The sequence below is a fragment of the Spirillospora sp. NPDC049652 genome (assembly GCF_040675125.1).
In the GTDB taxonomy this organism is placed as follows: Bacteria; Actinomycetota; Actinomycetes; order Streptosporangiales; family Streptosporangiaceae; genus Spirillospora.
The window spans coordinates 1-15,842 of record NZ_JBFAOF010000073.1 but is presented as its reverse complement, the minus strand read 5'-3'; the positions used below and the strand labels follow the sequence as shown (position 1 = coordinate 15,842).

Here is a 15,842-nt window from a genome sequence, read left to right as displayed (position 1 = left end):
CGCCGACGACGGTGGCCAGGACCCGTCCGCCCGCGTCCCGCACCCGGCGGGCCCGCTCGGCGAACTCCGGGACGCTCTCGTCGCAGCTCGTGCAGTCCAGCGACAGGAAGGCGACCAGCGCGGGACGGCCGGACAGGTCGTCCGCGGTGACCGTCCCGCCGCCGGTCGTGGCGGCGCTGAACGCGGGCATCCGGTCACCGGGCACGATGCCCAGCTCGGGCTCCCTGTCCACGTGCGGAGGGACGTCAGCGAACCCATGCCCGTGGTCGTGGGGATGGGCGTGGGCGGCCGGCGAGGCGCCGACGCGGGCGCGCCAGCGGCGCACCACGGCCACGGTCAGCACGAGGTTCAGCGCAGTGAGCGTCGTGACCAGGACGAGCCCTGCGACGAGGAATTCCACGGATGTCCTTTTCCGGCTCCGGCGGCTCACCGGCCGAGGTCCCCGGCGGCGGCCGGAGACCGGAAGAGCGCGGCGATGTCGTCGACGAAGACGGTCAATGTGGTGAGCAGGCCCGCCGACACCACGGCCAGCACGATTCCCGCGGGCTCGCCGGGAACACCGTCGCCGACCGACAGCGCCACGACCGAGCCGAGGACCGCGGCCGCCAGCAGCACCGCGTTGCGGGCGATGTGCCAGCCGCTCATCTGCACCTCGCTCGCGCCGAAGCACGCGCACTTCACGCTCGTCCCGCGCGCCACCACGATGGTCGGAACGGCCGTCAGCCCCAGGCAGAACAGCGCGGCGGCCAGGAAACCGGCCGTGACGGTCGCGGGGACGGCCAGCAGCAGCGTGATGAGCAGTTCGGCGGCCGGGACCCCGAAGGCCAGCGGACGCCGCAGTCCCGACGGGATGAAGTCGAAGTCCTTGAGCGAGGCGGCGAAGTTTCCGGGTGAGCGCAGCTTGCCCACCGCCGCCAGCGTCATCACCGCGGCCAGGGCCAGGCGGCAGGCGAGCGATACGTACAGCACGGAAGCTCCTGGAAGAGGTGGTGCGTGGAGCGCACGTCCTTCGCCGGGGCCGACACGGCCGCCCCCGGGGAAGGGGCGGCCGCGCGGCCGTCCGGCCGGTGTCACACGGGCCGGAACGGGATCAGCAGTAGTTGTTGCTGTAGCTGTACCAGGTGCCGCAGTGGGTCACGCAGCTGCCGCTCACGGTGCAGGTGCGGCCGAAGCAGACGCCGCCGATGTACTTGTACTGCATGTACGAGTCCGGGGGGCAGCCGGCGTCCGCGGTGGTCTTCGGAAGCATCACCTCGATGGCGCGGGTGACACGCTCGGTCATGCTCTTCAGCATGGTTCCTCCTTGTGGGGGGTGGGTGTTCCTCTTCCACGCGCGCCGAGCACGGCCGGGCAGGGGTCGAGCACGGCCGGCGGCTCGCGGGGTCTGGGGGTCGGCGCCGTTCCGGCGCGCTAGGGAGCGACGAGTTCGGTCTGCAGGGCGGCCATGCCGACGCCTGCCGAGGTCACCATGCCGTTGGGGTCGTACCAGGCATAGGACGGGTAGTGCTTGGCCCCGTACCGGCGGGACAGCTCGGCCGTCGCGTCCTCGGCGATCACGAGGTCCACGGCGTCGCGGAGCATCGCCGCCAGGTCGCTCTCGGCGGCGTCGTCCCCGTGGACGATCGCCAGGGACGTCCCGCCGGCGGAGCGGAGCCGTTCGGCGTGCTCGGCGAAGATGGGGACGGCCGCGCGGCAGGCCTTGCAGGTCAGGGAGAGGAAGCCGACGAGGGACTCCCGCCCGAGCAGGTCCCCGTCCGTCACCGGGGTTCCGTCGATGGTCCGGGCGGAGAAATTCGGAATCCGGTCGATCACGCGCGTCGCACTTTCGGATCCGGTTGCGGAAAGGCCCGCGGACTCAAGTTCCCGCCACCGGCGAAGGACCACCAGGAGAATCGCCAGGTTCAGGACGGCGACAATGCCGATCAAAACCAGTCCCACAACAGCGAATACCACGATAGGGGTCCTCTCTCCGGGCCCGACCGTTACCGGCGGGCCGCGGCCACCCGCTCATGATCACTCAAAAGGGGTCAGCCCGCAATGGTGGATTTAGCCAATCCCCCAGGGGTATTTGCGTTCACCCTCCACCCCGCACCACCCCCACGAGCCGCACCCGGCCAAGACCCGGAAGATAGCTCACAGTAACTGTGCGAGCACTTTGAGCGATGCTCGACGGGGCAGGACCACCAGGGCCCGATCCGGCGCTCCGTGCGATCGACAGCGAGTGCCGTGTATGCGCCAGGAGTCCACAACGCGCTCTGAGGAAAAGCATGAGCGGAACCGTCAAGGACGTAAAACAATGGCTCGCCGCCGTCAAGAAGGACGCCCCGATAGAGGTTCCCGGCGGACTTCCCGACCTGAAGGACTTCAAGAGCGACATCAAGTTCCAGGACCTGAGCCACTGGTTCGACCTGGGGTCGAGACTGAAGGACCCCAAAGGCGACGCCGCCGGGTTGACGCTGACGGGCAAGGCGGGCGCGGACGTTCCCGAAGTGAGGCTGCGATTCTTCGCCGGGTCGGCGAAACCGCAGGAAGGCGACCTGATCGTCGGGGTGGAGATCAGCGTCCTGCTCAACACCCACGAGCTTTTCAAAGACCTTGTCGGTGTCGGTTTCAAGAACGTCCGGTTGTCCTACCGGATCCAGCGGGTGGGCGGTGAGACGAAGAAGGGACTGGCCGTCGCGGTGAAGCTGGTGGCCTCCCCCGAACGCATCGTCGAGCTGGTGTCGGAGTTGAAGGACACGACGATTCCCCGACCGGTCGCCTTCACGTTCCGCACCCCCAAGCTGCCGGGCCTGCCGAAATGGTCCCTCGGCGACACTTTCAAGAGCCTGAGCATCGACCTGCCGGATCTCCCCAGGCTGGAGGGCGTCTTCCCCGACATCGGGAACCTCGCCGACCTGGTCCTCGAGTACACCCGGACAGGGAAGGGTTTCCGGGTGATCCTGCGGCCGGCGGTGCAGAACAGGGTCGCGCGCTGGGCCGTCGCGGCCGTGAAGGCCGACGCGGAGGGCTCCAAGGCGGCCCTCGCCGTGACCGGACTGGTCCCGATCGGCCGGGCCCGCCTGTCGGACATCGACATCCTGCGTGGCCAGATACCGCCCGACAGCGATCTCCTCCTGCAACTGCAGGCCTTCTACACGCTGCGGGACCTGGCGGACGAGGACGTCGCCGCCGTCAACGCCGTCCTCAAGGACGCCGACGGCGCGCCGCTCCCCGGCGGGTGGCCTCTCAGCAAAGGGCTGACCTGGTGCGCGATCGCGCGGATCGCATCCGAGCAGTACGTTCTGCTGGCGAGACCCAAGAAGCAGCAGAACACGCGCGACGGCCGCGGGAAGGGTCTGGAGGCGGCGTCCGAGGACGACGCGCTGAGCGGCATTCCGGTGGCACTGGCGGGCCCCGCCAAGGGCAAGAACGCCGAGGGCCCGCTGCCGGTCCAGCGTTCGCTCGGGCCGCTGCACCTGCGGAACATGACCATGCGCTACCTGGGCGATCCGCCTCGCGTGCGGCTGACGCTGGACGCCTCGCTGGTGATGGCCGGCCTGGTGGTGGAGGCGGCGGGGCTCGGCCTGGAGGTCGAGTTGAAGCGGAGTCCCGCGGCCGCCGTCGTCCTGGACGGTTTGGGGGTGGCCTACGCCAAACCGCCGCTGGTCGTCGCGGGCGGGCTCACGAAGCGGACGGGTGACGGCAACGTCGACTTCGCCTATGACGGCGGGATCGTCGTCAAGGCGTCGACCTGGGGGTTCATGGGCTTCGGCTCGTACGCGCAGATGAAGGATCCGCGGTTCGTCACGCTGTTCCTGTTCGGCGCGCTGCTGGGCAAGCTGGCGGGCCCTCCGCCCGTGACCTTCACCGGCCTGTGCGCCGGCTTCGGCTACAACAGCCGGGTCAGGATCCCGGAAGCCGCGGAGGCGGCGTCCAGTCCCTTCGTCGGGGCGCTCACCGCCGACGGCTACAAGAAGCTGACCGGGACTGAACCCGGCAAGGAGGTCACCCCGGCCACCGTCGTCAAAAACCTCGGCGAGGAGGGCTGGGTGACGCCGGTCAACGGCGACATCTGGGCGACCGCCGGGCTGGGCCTCTCGATCGCCGAGACCGTGGACCTGCAGGCGCTGCTGCTGGTGCAGCTCGGTGAGCAGTTCGCCGTCGCGCTGCTGGGATCGGCGGAGATCGAGCTCCCCGCGCGTGCCGCCAAGCAGGTGGGCGGCGTGGTGAACCCGCCCGTCCTGGCGCACGTCGAGCTGGGATTCCGTGCGATGTACGAGGCGGCCAAAGGCGAGTTCTCGCTCACCGCCGCGTTCTCGGACAACTCCTGGCTGGTCCACAAGGAGTGCAGGCTCACCGGCGGCGCCGCGATCCATCTGTGGACGCCGCCGAGCCCGTACGTCGGTGACTTCGTCCTGAGCCTCGGCGGCTACCATCCGGCCTTCTCACGGCCCGCCCACTACCCGGAGGTGCCGCGCCTGGCCCTCACATGGTCGGTCGGGACGGCGGTGCGCGTGCACGGTGAGTTGTACGCGGCGCTGACCCCGGCGGCGGGGATGGTCGGCGGCCGGCTCGAGGTCCACTACGCCCTGGGCGGCCTGCAGGCGTGGCTCACCGCCTACTTCGACGCCCTGGTGCAGTGGGCTCCTCTGCGGTTCACCGCCGAGATGGGCATCACCATCGGATGCTCCTACACGGTGAAGACCGGGCTGTTCACCGTGACCATCAGGGCCGAGATCTCGGCAAGGCTGTCGCTGTGGGGGCCGCCCACCGGCGGCGTCGCGCACCTTGAGGCCGGTCCGTACAGCGTGGACATCGGCTTCGGGTCGCCGCGGGGGGCCGCCGCCCAGGAGAAACTGGGCTGGGACGAGTTCCGCGCCCGGCAGCTTCCGTCCGCACCGGTGACCGTGCATGTGACTGAGGGGTTGCTGACCGACCCGGCGCACGCCAGGCACAACACGCCCGACCACTGGATCGCGGGCACCGACGGGTTCACCTTCGCGACCCGCTCGGCCGTACCGGTGACATCCGTCGTCTACAACGGCGCAGGGCAGAGCCTGCCGAAGCAGGTGCCGGCGTCCCTCGACATCCGGCCGACGAAGTGCACCGGAGCGAACTCCACTCACACGGTCACGTTCACCAGGAAAGGCGGCACGTCCCGGGCGGCACCGGCTCCGGTCCCGCTCGTGTGGGAATCCGCCGGTGCCGCGCTCGGGCCCGCCGCCGGGAACGCGTCGGCCTGGCACGCGCAGATCGCCACCTTCGACGTGCCCCAGGCACTGTGGGGCGCGCCGGTCGAGGGCAGTCCCGACATGCCCGCGGACGGCTCGCAGACGCGCAGGTACGCCTGTGGGCTGAACATCACCGTCCCCCCGCCGTCCCTGCACGGCATCGCCCTCTGCCCCGCGCGCGAGCAGCTGAAGTTCCAGGCCACCGAGGCCAAGGTGAACCCGCTGAAGGCCGCGGCCAAGTCGACCGACCAGGCGTCCGGCGAGCCTCCCGACACGGCGCGGGACACCCTCGGGAAGAAGCTCACCGCCCTCGGCGTCCTGCGCGGCGGCCCGTACACCCTGACGCGGCTGCTCCGGCCGGACGGCCGGCACTCCGCCCTCGGCCGTCCGCCCGAGTCCGCCCTCACGGGCCGGGAGTTCCTCGTCGGCGGCCCGTACCGGACGCAGGAGGTCTGAGATGGCGAACGAGGGCGTCCTGACGTGCACCGACAACCTGGTGCCGAACGCTCCGCGCGACGACTACACGCTCACGGTCGAACAGTCGGTCACCGAGAACGGCACCACCCACACCTTCGACAAGGTCGAGAAGACGCTGACGGTGACCGGCGTGCGGTTCGGCCTGGCCGAGAGCGAGATCCACGCGGTCCATCCGGCGCCCGCGTCCACCGGCGATGTCACCGGCCTGCTGCCGCACGTGGCGCTGGAGCGGCGCGTGCTGCCCTGGGAGACACGCCTGTCCTGGCAGGACGATGCCCTGGACGACGCGAAGATCCCGTGGCTGGCGCTCCTGCTGTTCGCCGCCGACGAACTGCCCGGCGATCCGGCCGCGCTCGGTGTCGTGGAGCGCGGCACCGTGGAGCAGCGGTTGTGCGGGCAGGAGAAGGGGCTCGTCCAGCCCGCACTGGGGTCGCTCACCGCCGAGGAGAAGGCGCAGGACGTACGGACCATCACCGTGGGGAAGGACGTCTTCGCGGCTCTCATGCCCAAGCCCGCTGAGCTTCCCTTCCTCGCGCACGTCCGCAGTCCGCTGCCCGGCGCCAGGCCGACCGGGGCGTTCGGGCCCGAGCAGGCCGACCGCCGGGAGGCCGAGTTCGCGTTCGTGATGGCCAACCGGGTGCCGGTCCCGGGCCGCCACGTCGCGCACCTGGTATCGCTGGAAGGCCATACGGCGTCGATCAGGAAGCCGGACGCCATGACCGGGGAGAAGATCCGGCTCGTCTCCCTCTGCGGCTGGAGCTTCACCTGCCTGCCCGAGGCGGCCTACCTGTTCGCCGACCTGCGCGCCGGACTGACCCGCCCCGGCGAGACGGGCGGCGGCCGGGCCCTGCTCCTGCGGCGTCCCGATCCGCCTCCCGAGGCCGGTGACGACCCTTATCTGCTGCACATGAGGTACCGGCTGGAACGAGGATTCGTCCCGCTGTCCCACCACAGGATCCGCGAGCACACCTACGCCTGGTACCGGGGTCCGTTCATCCCGCATGAGGAGAAGCACCTCGCCCGCCCGTCCGGGTGGAAGACAGCCGCCTCCTACCGGGCGGCCGACGGCGACTACGGCGTGGACGAGGTGGGCCGTGCGGCCGCCTGGTCCCTCGGCCGGGGACTGGGGCTGGCCGATGAGGCCTTCGCCCAGGCGGTCGCGGCGTGCTTGGCGAGGCTGCGCACCGGCCACCAGCGTTCCGCCCACCTGTACCACCCCCCGGCGGGCCCCCTCGGCCGCGCCGCCTGGACGGCCCAGGTCGCGCGGTACGCGCACGTTCCCGACGACCTCAACCGCCAGGAGTTCGACCTGCTCCTCGCCGACCACGGATGGGACGTTCTGCTCGCCGCGGCCCTGGGCGCGCCCGCCGCCGAGCCCACCGGCGCCGGCCACTCCCCCGCTCTGCCGGCGGGTGACGAGCCGCCGCCGGACCCCGCCAAGTGCGCAGCGGTTCACGAGCTCGTCTGTGCCGGGTCGTTCATGTCACCGAGCGCCGTGCCGGACGTCTTCACCAACCTGACACGGCAGCTGGCCGATCCCGACGTCACCGACGCCGTGCTGACCGCCGTCCAAGCCGAGGACATCGGCGCCCCGGACCTCGAATGCCGCACGCCGCAGCAGCAGGCGACCCCCTGGTGCCGGCTGGCCGCGTGGCTGGACCGGCTGCGGGCTCTGGACGGCGTTCCGTTCGACCACCTTGTCCCCGACGCCGCCATGCTGCCCGCCGAGAGCCTGCGGTTCTTCCACCTCGACCGCAACTGGCTCGACGCCCTCACCGACGGGGCGCTGAGCATCGCCGCCTGCTCGGTGTCCGACGAGAACCTGGCGGACGCCCTGCGCACCGACTACTACGCCAAGGCCGCGGCCGTTCCGGCGGCCGGGATCATCCTGCGCTCGGCCTTGGCGTCGCGCTACCCGAAGCTGGAGGTCGCAGCGTACGGCTCCGACGGCTCGCCGGTCATGGTGCGGCGCCGCCTCACTCCCGCGCCCGACGTGCTGGTATGCCTGTTCAGCGCCGTGCCCGCCGAAGTGGTGCTGACCGAACCCTTCCAGGGGCTGCACCTCGGCACGACCATCAAGACGCAGGGGCAGACGAAACTGCACTGCGTCGGTATCCGCTCACTGGTCAAGAAGAAGTCCTTCGACCTCGGGCAGAGCATGCCCGACCGCTGGGTCCAGGTGCCGTTCCGGCAGGGCAGTGGAACAGCCGCCACCGTCATCGACCTGGGGGGACCGGACAGCGGCCTGGTCAAACGCCTCACTGACGAACTGACCAGGGACGACGACTCCTACCTGCCGCAAGGCGGTTTCACCCCGGCCGGGCTGGCACTGCAGATGGTGCGCGCTCCCGAACGGGCCACGTTGCGACTCGCCGCCGACACTCCGAGGGCTGGCCGATGACCGATCAGAAGGCCGCCGAAGCGGCGAACACCATGGGAGGCGGGGAAGCCAAGGCGCTCGTCGTCCCCGTCCGCGTGACCGCACTCAGGATGAACCAGGGGACGCGGAACACCTCCACCTGGGCGCGTTGGCTGCCCAACTTCGCCAAGGGGGAGCACCGCAGCCCCGAACCCCGCCCGCCGGCCGACAGCGCTCATCAGTTCGAGCCGGTGACGAGCGTTCCGAACGGCGTGCTGCTGCACTGGGAGCTGCCCGCGGCCCTGCGGACCGCCGCTCAGGATCCGGTGACCGGCGAGACGACCCATCCGCTGGTGCCGAACCGGTGGCTGGTCGTCCGCTACAGCGGGCCGAAGGGAAAGCGGGTCGCGGGCGCGGCGTGGATCGTGCAGAGCGACCGTATCCGCAACCCCGCCGAATGCCAGGACAAGGGGGACGACAACTCCCGATTCCCCGGTGAGACGGCCACGCAATCCCGCCGCATCGGATTCAAGTTCGATCTGGCGAAGGGGGAATGGAAGGAGCCCGCGAACCCGCCGGAGCCCTTCCTCACGGCGGCCGGCGCGGGCCTGGTGGGATTCTCCCTCTTCCAGCCCTACAACCTGGGCGTCTTCTCGCTGCACGACCCTCTCGACAAGACCGTCACGGACGGCTCCCGGCTCAGCTACCAGGTGATCGGCTGGTACTCCGATCCGAAGAGCGATCCGCTGGACGGAGTGACCGGGGCCGAGTCGTTCGCGGCGGCCCTGCGCGCGCTCCGCTGGAGCGTGGACGGCGGGACGGAGCACCCGGCCCGCTCGCTGTACAGCGGAGCGCTGCTCGACGTGGTCTGGCACGGCACGCAGCCGCTGGCGCAGAGCGAGGACGAGCGGCCCTACAAGAGCCCGACCGCCAACGCCGACCCGGTGACCCTCGCGCTGGCCGAGACCTCGGCCGAGGGGCTCTGCGCCCTGCTGGCCCACGAGGCCGCCACCAAGAAGACTCCCCTCGGCACGAACGACCTGCGCAGGTTCGAAGCATGGCTCTACGGCATGCTGCCCCAGCTCGACCAGCACGACGGGCAGGCCACGGTGAAGCGACTCGTCCACCAGGCGCGCTTCGAACCGGTGGCGGCCGGATACGAATGGCGCATCGAGCTTCCCTCGGCCGAACCGGCGGCGGGGGGCGCCCCTGCGATCCCGGCACCGGTGCTGACGGCGCTTACCGCGCTCAACGCCGACGAGCAGGCCTGCGACGACACCCGCCGTGCGCTGTCGCGCCTCCGCGAACGCGCCTACCAGATGTGGTGGGCCGAGCAGGAGACCGACCGGGCCGCCGCGGACGTGGACGACGACCAGGACTTGAAGAACGAGCTGCTCAAGCTGGCCGGCGCGATGGCCGGGCAGCTCAAGGACAAGGGCCCCACGCTGGCCCGCACGATCACCGACCTGCGGCGGCAGCACGGGGCCCTGGCCGCCAGGATCCCCAGGGACGAGCGCGGCAACGACACGACACGGCGGATCGAGGAAGAACTCGCCGAAGCGATCCCGGGCGCACGGCTACGGCGCGTCCCCCGCCCGCCGTTCTTCCGGCCGTCCGAGCCGGTCGTCCTCCTCCGCGGGGCCGGCGGCGGCCGCCTGGTCGCCGACGGCGCGGTCCTGCCGTGCCGCACGACCGGCATGCTCGGCGGCACGATCAACGGCAAGAAGCCGCCGAAGGACTTCCCCGCCCCCAGGAACCTCACGAGCCTGCTGCAACTGCCCGGTCTGAAGCCGCTGGCCGCAACGCTCACCTGCCTGCTCGCCGAGTTCGCCCTCTTCGACCAGGAGGGCGCCAGCCGGGTGCAGTCGGACGGCCACGCGGCCGTGCGGTTCGGCACCGCCGCATGGAAGCAGCCCTGGACTCCCCTCTACGTCGTGTGGGCGGCCACCTACCATCCGATCCCGTTCCACTCGCTCGGGCCGGAGCGCTCGCTCCAGGAGAACTGGACGTTCGAACGCGACAGGCACCGCTGGACAGGCCAAGGCCATGTCGCGGACCCGGACTCGCCGCCGCGCGAGATCACCCTGGCGGGCCGCCTCTTCCTGTCCGCGCACGCGGTCTGGAACGTCGCCGACCGCGCCGAGCAGAGCCGGACACAGTTCAAGTCGCCCCCTCCCTGGCTGGACGCGATCATCAAGCTCACCCGGAAGGGCGACCTCCTCTGCCAGGCTCTCGACGGGTTCAACGAGCAACTGAACGCTCTGGGCGCCGAGAGCCACCGCCGCCCGCCGGCCGAGGTCGCGGGGCTCGTCCACAACGATCACGGCTACCACCCGCGCGGCCTGACGTTCGCCGACGACTACGACAAGGACAGGCCGCTGCTCGACTACTGTGCGCTGCCACCGCTCGAACCGCTGCGCGCCGGGCAGTTCCGGTTCACCTCCCTGGCCGTCGTCGACCGCTTCGGCCGCTCCTTCGACGTCCTCCCGAAGAACCTCGGGCAGTTCGACGGCAAGCCGGTCCGGGCGTGCAGCGTCCTGCCCGACTGCCGTGAGGACCGCTGGGTCGCCGTCACCGCCAGGTACGCCAGCCAGTACGCGCACCTGACCCCCAGACTGCCCCAGCCGGCGCGGCTGGAAGCGCAGGTGCTCACGGCCGTCGGCGACTCTCCGGTCCCGCCGTACGACACCGAACCGCACGTCTGCGCGTGGATCGTCCCCAACCACCTGGACGCGAGTCTGCTGGTCCACGCTCCCGACGGCACCGCTCTGGGCGAACTGAACGCCCCGGCGGGCTCCGTCCTCTGGGAGGACGCCGTCGGCGGCCGCGACCTGCCTCCTCGCGAGGCGTACCCGCATCTGCACGGCTTCCTGACCGGCCTTGTCGGCCGCGCGGGCGGTGACCTGCACGCCCTGCGCAGAGCCATCGACGCCATGCGCATGACCGTCAACACCACGGAACCGCGTCCGGAACAACCCGGGCTGCGGCTCCTGGGGCGCCCCTTGGCGCTGGTGCGGGCCCGTCTGGCCCTGCGCCCCGACGGTCCCCCCATCCTTCCGTTCACCCACGACCTGGCCCCCGCGGAAGGCCGCCCGCCCGAGTATCTGGACTATCCCTGGCGCGTGCGGCTCGGAAACGAGAGGTCGCTGCACGACGGGCTGGTCGGTTACTTCCCCGGTGACGACTACGCCGCCATGCACCTCGTCCGGACGACCGTCGACAATCCCTACCTGGTCGCGGCGGCGCCGCTCGAGGTGACGTTGGCCGGGCCACCCGCCGTGGCGACCCTGCTGATGGATCCCTGGGCCCGGGTGGAAGCCGCCTGCCACTTGGTGCCCACCACCGAGCTCCGGCTCAACCTCCAGCAGGTGGCGGCGACGGCCGCCCGGCTCGCCCCCACCTTCGCCGTGGGTCCGTCCCTGGGCACGCACCGCATGGTCAAGCCCCCCGAGGACGACCGGTCCGGTGAGGAACCGACCGCCTTCCCCGTGCCGATCCCCGCACTCGAACACGGGACCTGGACGTGGCTCCAGGGCGACGCGACGCTCCCCGTCGTCGCCCCCGACACCACCGCGCGCCTCACGCCGGAGACGCCCACCCGGCTGCGCACCGGCAGGCTCCGCCTGACGGACACCTTCCTGCCCTGACCCGCCGACCGTAGGGAAGACCCATGTACGGATTCAGCGAGGACCCCGGCTTCGCCCTGGCGCACAGCCTCATGTCCACGCCCGAACCGCTGAAGCTCGGATCAGCCGCGACCATCGACATCATCTTCACCAACACCACGCGCAAGGACATCGACTGCCAGCAGATCAAGATCACCATGATCCAGGGCGGCGAGGGAAAGGCGATCAGCGGAAAGCTCACCGAGGTCGGCGTGACGGCCGATCCGAGCTCGTGGGAACAGGTGGGAAGCGCGGGAAAGTGGGCGTTCTCCAATCCCGCCGACAGCAAGAAGATCGCCCCAGGCCGGTCCCTGCGTCTCACGTTCGGCGGCGACCTCAAGGTCAACGACGCGCAGGGCACGACGACGGTCACGATCACGCGCGTCGCCGACGCCAAGACCAGCTTCACGGTGCGCTACCACCTCGGCAAGTTCCCCGGCTCGTTCAGGGTCGAGAACTTCCGGGCCGAGCAGCCGACCGTCGAGTACGGAGACGGCACCCGGCTCCTGTGGGAGACCGTCACGACGCGAAAGCACACCACCGGCGACAAACCCACCTACACCATCAGCCACGACGGCCACGACCATACGGTCGACGACACCGGCGCGTGGCCGACCGGGCCGTTGCAGAGCACGACCGGTTACCGGCTCACCGTCCAGTACGGCGGAACGGGCTCGCCGGTCACCCACCATCTCGACACCCAGGTGGTGGTGAGGGGCTCCGACACGAAGGTCACCAGCCTGCAGGTGACCGGCCGCCTCAAGAGCATGGCGTTCCCCGCGAAGATCTCCAAGTTCGCGGACGGCGACACCCGCAAGACCAATACCGACGGGTTCCTGGTCATCCTCCGGGAGACCGCCGAGATCGTCGTCGGGGACGTCGGCTCGGACGACAAGGAAACGACATGGCTGTGGGTGTCGCGACCCACCGATGAGTTCTACGAGTCGGGAAAGTACCTCTACAGGCTGACGGGCAAGCCGGGCTTCACCGTCATCCCCCTGCCCGCCGGCACCGCCATCTGGTGCGCCAGGGGAGAGGTCGAAGCGGGAGGAGTCTTCTTCCCCCTCGGCCCCGGGATGCTGTACAGGTCCAAGAGCTTCGACAAGCTGTGCCGCGTTCCCTTCTACGAGCGCGGCGTCTGGGCCGATTACACAGTCGCCCAGCACGGAACCAAACGCATCGTCACCCCCGGCGCGGCCCTGCCGTCGCCGGCCCCGAAGAAGGTCACCTCGACGATCGAGGCGTTCGTCAAAGACATGATCATCTACTGGGAGGGAAGGGCCGTCCTGCCGACGACGAAAGACGGCTACCGTGCCTGGGTCATCGACAGCGCGCTCCAACGAGCCAAGATCGTGGATTTTTCCACGGATCCGCCGAACGATGTCGCCAACAGTGAGAAGACCCTCGGCGCCCTCATCAAGAACGTCTCCTTCGCGGACAACAGGGGCGTCCTGGGGGCGGTCGTCCTTCCGGACGACCCCACGCGAGCGGTTCTCTGCCTCGGAACGAGTGCGGGGGTCAGGTTCGCCGACGCGACCGTATCCGAGGAGGAGGTCAAGCTGGGCGAGCTCAGGACGGTCGCGGAGGCACTACCGGGGATCCCGCTGACCTCGGCCATCTCCACCTTCGTGCCGCTGAGCGCGCTCGACGGCACGGTCACCAGCCCCTACCACGTCCTCGTCGCGGGGCAGGACGGCACGGCCTGTCGCTACGACATGAGCAACCGCCGCCCACTCTCCCCACTCCTCGATGTGGACGAGGTCATCCTGACGGAGGAATAAGGCAGCGGCACAGCCGAAGCGGGTCGCGGTTTGCGGCGGCGAGCGCCCTCGCCCGGGGGTCAGGCGGTGGGGGCTTCGTCGGCGGCGGCGATGACGCGGGTGAGGGTGCGGTGCAGGTCCTGGAGTTCGTCCAGGCTCATGCCCAGGCGTTCCATCATCGTGGCGGGGATGCTCTCGGCCTGCTCGCGGAGCGCCTGACCGGCAGGAGTGACGGTGACGGCCAGCATCCGCTCGTCGCGGACGTCCCGCTCGCGCCGGATGAGCCCCGCCGCCTCCAGCCGCTTGAGCAGGGGCGAGAGGGTGCCGGGGTCGAGTTGGAGCAGGGCGCTGAGCTCCTTGATCGACAGCTGCCGGTGCTCCCACAGCGCCAGCATCACCAGGTACTGCGGATGGGTCAGCCCCATCGGCTCCAGGACCGGCCGGTAGCGCGCCAGGACGGCGCGCGAGGCCACCACCAGGGCGAAGCACACCTGGTTCTCCAGCGCCAGCGGATTGGTGGTGTTACGCAGATCACCGGCCACGGTTCCTCCTGCCATGTGCTCGTGGGGTAGAAAGATGGTACTGCAATAATTTGTACACCAACCTTTTGCGCGTCAACGGAACCCGCCCGGCCCGGGGACGCGCCCCACCCCGCCGGCGCCGTCGCCCCGACCGCCGCCCCAGCGCCCCGAGGAGAGTGGATGTCCCTCAAGCGACCGTCCTTCCTGCCGTCCCTGGACGAACTGGAGAACCAGGCGCTCAAGCGTTCCGCCGCACCGGCCGAGGCGGGCTCCCAGTTCGACCACCCGACGGCGAAGAAGCTGTTCTGGGCCGTCGGCATCCTCACCGTGATCGCCCATGTCGTCGGCGGCGTCATCTTCTTCTTCCTCGGCTTCTGACCCCGCCCGCCCGTTCGCCCGGCGGGCAGGGGCCGCCGCGCGCCGACCTATCCGACCGGGCATGGCGGAGTCACCCGCGGACCGGTAGGCGGCACCGCTCGGCCACCGCATTGTGACATTAGGTCGATGTAGCATCACTCAGCGTGACAAGCGTGAGGTGCATCGAGATCGAATGGCCAGGTCTCGGCCTGGCGGTGACCGCCGAACTGGACGACCGCAATCCCGCGCTGGCGCAGGCCCTGTGGGACGGGCTGCCGTACCGCAGCCTGCAGGGGCACGCCCTGGTGGCGGGTCACCACCTCTACCACGTGGCGCCGATCCACGAGCTGGTGCACCTGCACGGCGAGCACCGGGTGGACCGGCGGACGGTGCCCGACGGCACCGTGTTCTGCTCCAAGCTGCAGCACCTGGGCATCAAGTACGGCGAGCTGACCGAGCCGATGGTCGCCACCCCCGTGGGCCGCGTCCGGAGCGACGAGCTGGACGCCCTCACCGAGGTCGGGCGGGCGGTGTGGGAGTCGGTGTACTCCACCAAGAAGCCGATCGTGGCCGCGGTGCGGCGCGCGGACGAGGCGGGCGGCCACCGCGTGCCCCGGCTGTCCGCACGCGACGCGCGGGTGGACGCGCTCATCGGGGACCTCCACCGGGAGACCGAGCACATCTGGCTGCGTCCCCCGGCCGAGCTGGTCGACCTGCACCAGGGCCGCGTCGCCTCCGGCGCGGGCAGCTTCGGCACGCTGCTGACCACGATGCTGTTCGTCAACGGCGAGACGCGTCCGCTGGGGTACAGCTGCTACGGCGGCCTGGTCCGGGCGGCGCTGGAGGGCACGCCGCTGGACGCGCTGCGCCAGGTCGCCCGCGGCATGACCGCCACCCCGGCCGAGTTCCTCGGCTACTGCGGCCTGGACACCCTGTGGAGCTTCACCCGCCGGGTGCAGGACGTCCTCGGCCAGATCGACGGCATCGACGACTTCACGGCGCTCATGTCCCACATGGCGCTGTACGTCAACTGCCTGGGCGGCTGGAACCTGCACCTGTTCCCTTGGGAAGTGGGCGACCACCTGCGCCGCACGGAACCGGTCCTCTGATGCCGCCGGCACCGGCAGGGCCGGACGCGCTGCCCGACGAGACGGAGGTCGTCGTCGTGGGCGGCGGGGTGATCGGCCTGTCGATCGCCGCCGCACTCGCGGGCGCGGGCGTGGAGACCGTCCTGCTCGAACGGGACGTGCCCGGCTCGGGCGCCTCCAGGGCGACGGCCGACGTGCTCCGCGCCTACTTCGCGGGCAACCCCGTCAGCTCGGCCATGGCGGTCCGCAGCCTGGCCGCCTACCGCGAGTGGGACGGCCTGCCGCTGCGGCCGGCCGGCTACCTCGTGCTGTTCACCGACGCCGGGCAGATCGCCGACTGGGAGCGGCAGCGGCCCGCCCAGCACGACGCCGGCGGCTCATGGTCGCGATGCTCGCCGCCGA

At 70.7% G+C, this 15,842-nt stretch carries 12 protein-coding genes; 7 read left to right on the top strand and 5 right to left on the bottom strand.

Features of this window, described 5'->3' with window-relative positions; translation table 11 throughout:
* From AB0J52_RS08030 to AB0J52_RS08015, 4 genes are all read right to left on the bottom strand, one after another.
* The coding region (locus tag AB0J52_RS08030) for a redoxin domain-containing protein (protein ID WP_500180830.1) at positions 1–400 on the bottom strand (400 nt) is incomplete at its 3' end.
* 26 nt (positions 401–426) lie between these two features.
* The gene (locus tag AB0J52_RS08025; RefSeq protein ID WP_500180829.1) at positions 427–969 is read right to left on the bottom strand and encodes a MauE/DoxX family redox-associated membrane protein; all 543 of its coding nucleotides are present in this window, start codon (positions 967–969) and stop codon (positions 427–429) included.
* Between the two features lie 121 nt (positions 970–1,090).
* Positions 1,091–1,294: a hypothetical protein gene (locus tag AB0J52_RS08020; protein ID WP_500180828.1), complete on the bottom strand. Its 204-nt coding sequence runs from the start codon at positions 1,292–1,294 to the stop codon at positions 1,091–1,093.
* Between the two features lie 116 nt (positions 1,295–1,410).
* Positions 1,411–1,812: a TlpA family protein disulfide reductase gene (locus tag AB0J52_RS08015; RefSeq protein WP_500180827.1), complete on the bottom strand. Its 402-nt coding sequence runs from the start codon at positions 1,810–1,812 to the stop codon at positions 1,411–1,413.
* Positions 1,813–2,267: 455 nt separating this feature from the next.
* On the opposite strand from AB0J52_RS08015, the gene AB0J52_RS08010 reads away from it, so the two are divergent.
* From AB0J52_RS08010 to AB0J52_RS07995, 4 genes are read left to right on the top strand one after another with little or no spacing between them, the layout of a single operon-like run.
* Positions 2,268–5,669 (top strand): DUF6603 domain-containing protein, encoded by a 3,402-nt coding sequence (locus tag AB0J52_RS08010; RefSeq protein WP_500180826.1) that lies wholly within the window; start codon positions 2,268–2,270, stop codon positions 5,667–5,669.
* A gap of 1 nt (position 5,670) precedes the next feature.
* Positions 5,671–8,091 carry a hypothetical protein gene (locus AB0J52_RS08005; protein WP_500180825.1) on the top strand — a complete coding sequence of 807 codons (2,421 nt, stop codon included), beginning with the start codon at positions 5,671–5,673 and terminating at the stop codon, positions 8,089–8,091.
* On the top strand, positions 8,088–11,696 hold the full coding sequence (locus AB0J52_RS08000) for a hypothetical protein (RefSeq protein ID WP_500180824.1): 3,609 nt from the start codon (positions 8,088–8,090) through the stop codon (positions 11,694–11,696). Before AB0J52_RS08005 ends, AB0J52_RS08000 begins: the two co-directional genes overlap by 4 nt.
* 23 nt (positions 11,697–11,719) lie before the next feature.
* Positions 11,720–13,495 carry a hypothetical protein gene (locus AB0J52_RS07995; RefSeq protein WP_500180823.1) on the top strand — a complete coding sequence of 592 codons (1,776 nt, stop codon included), beginning with the start codon at positions 11,720–11,722 and terminating at the stop codon, positions 13,493–13,495.
* Positions 13,496–13,554: 59 nt separating this feature from the next.
* On the opposite strand, the gene AB0J52_RS07990 is transcribed toward AB0J52_RS07995, so the two are convergent.
* The gene (locus AB0J52_RS07990; RefSeq protein WP_500180822.1) at positions 13,555–14,016 is read right to left on the bottom strand and encodes a MarR family winged helix-turn-helix transcriptional regulator; all 462 of its coding nucleotides are present in this window, start codon (positions 14,014–14,016) and stop codon (positions 13,555–13,557) included.
* 159 nt (positions 14,017–14,175) lie between these two features.
* Between AB0J52_RS07990 and AB0J52_RS07985 the strand changes: the two genes are divergently transcribed.
* The 3 genes from AB0J52_RS07985 to AB0J52_RS07975 all read left to right on the top strand — a co-directional run.
* A complete protein-coding gene (locus AB0J52_RS07985) occupies positions 14,176–14,373 on the top strand; it encodes a hypothetical protein (protein WP_026413324.1) in 198 nt (65 codons plus the stop codon).
* Between the two features lie 152 nt (positions 14,374–14,525).
* Positions 14,526–15,461 (top strand): cucumopine synthase-related protein, encoded by a 936-nt coding sequence (locus tag AB0J52_RS07980; RefSeq protein ID WP_500180821.1) that lies wholly within the window; start codon positions 14,526–14,528, stop codon positions 15,459–15,461.
* Positions 15,461–15,842, top strand: a 382-nt coding sequence (locus tag AB0J52_RS07975) for an FAD-dependent oxidoreductase (protein ID WP_500180820.1), incomplete at its 3' end; no start/stop codon positions are given. The genes AB0J52_RS07980 and AB0J52_RS07975, both read left to right, overlap by 1 nt.

Bases quoted from the DNA above. Each gene is read 5' to 3' on its own strand.
- AB0J52_RS08020 (WP_500180828.1), bottom strand. From the start codon at position 1,294: ATGCTGAAGAGCATGACCGAGCGTGTCACCCGCGCCATCGAGGTGATG.
- AB0J52_RS08010 (WP_500180826.1), top strand. From the start codon at position 2,268: ATGAGCGGAACCGTCAAGGACGTAAAACAATGGCTCGCCGCCGTCAAG.
- AB0J52_RS08005 (WP_500180825.1), top strand. From the start codon at position 5,671: ATGGCGAACGAGGGCGTCCTGACGTGCACCGACAACCTGGTGCCGAAC.
- AB0J52_RS08000 (WP_500180824.1), top strand. From the start codon at position 8,088: ATGACCGATCAGAAGGCCGCCGAAGCGGCGAACACCATGGGAGGCGGG.
- AB0J52_RS07995 (WP_500180823.1), top strand. From the start codon at position 11,720: ATGTACGGATTCAGCGAGGACCCCGGCTTCGCCCTGGCGCACAGCCTC.
- AB0J52_RS07985 (WP_026413324.1), top strand. From the start codon at position 14,176: ATGTCCCTCAAGCGACCGTCCTTCCTGCCGTCCCTGGACGAACTGGAG.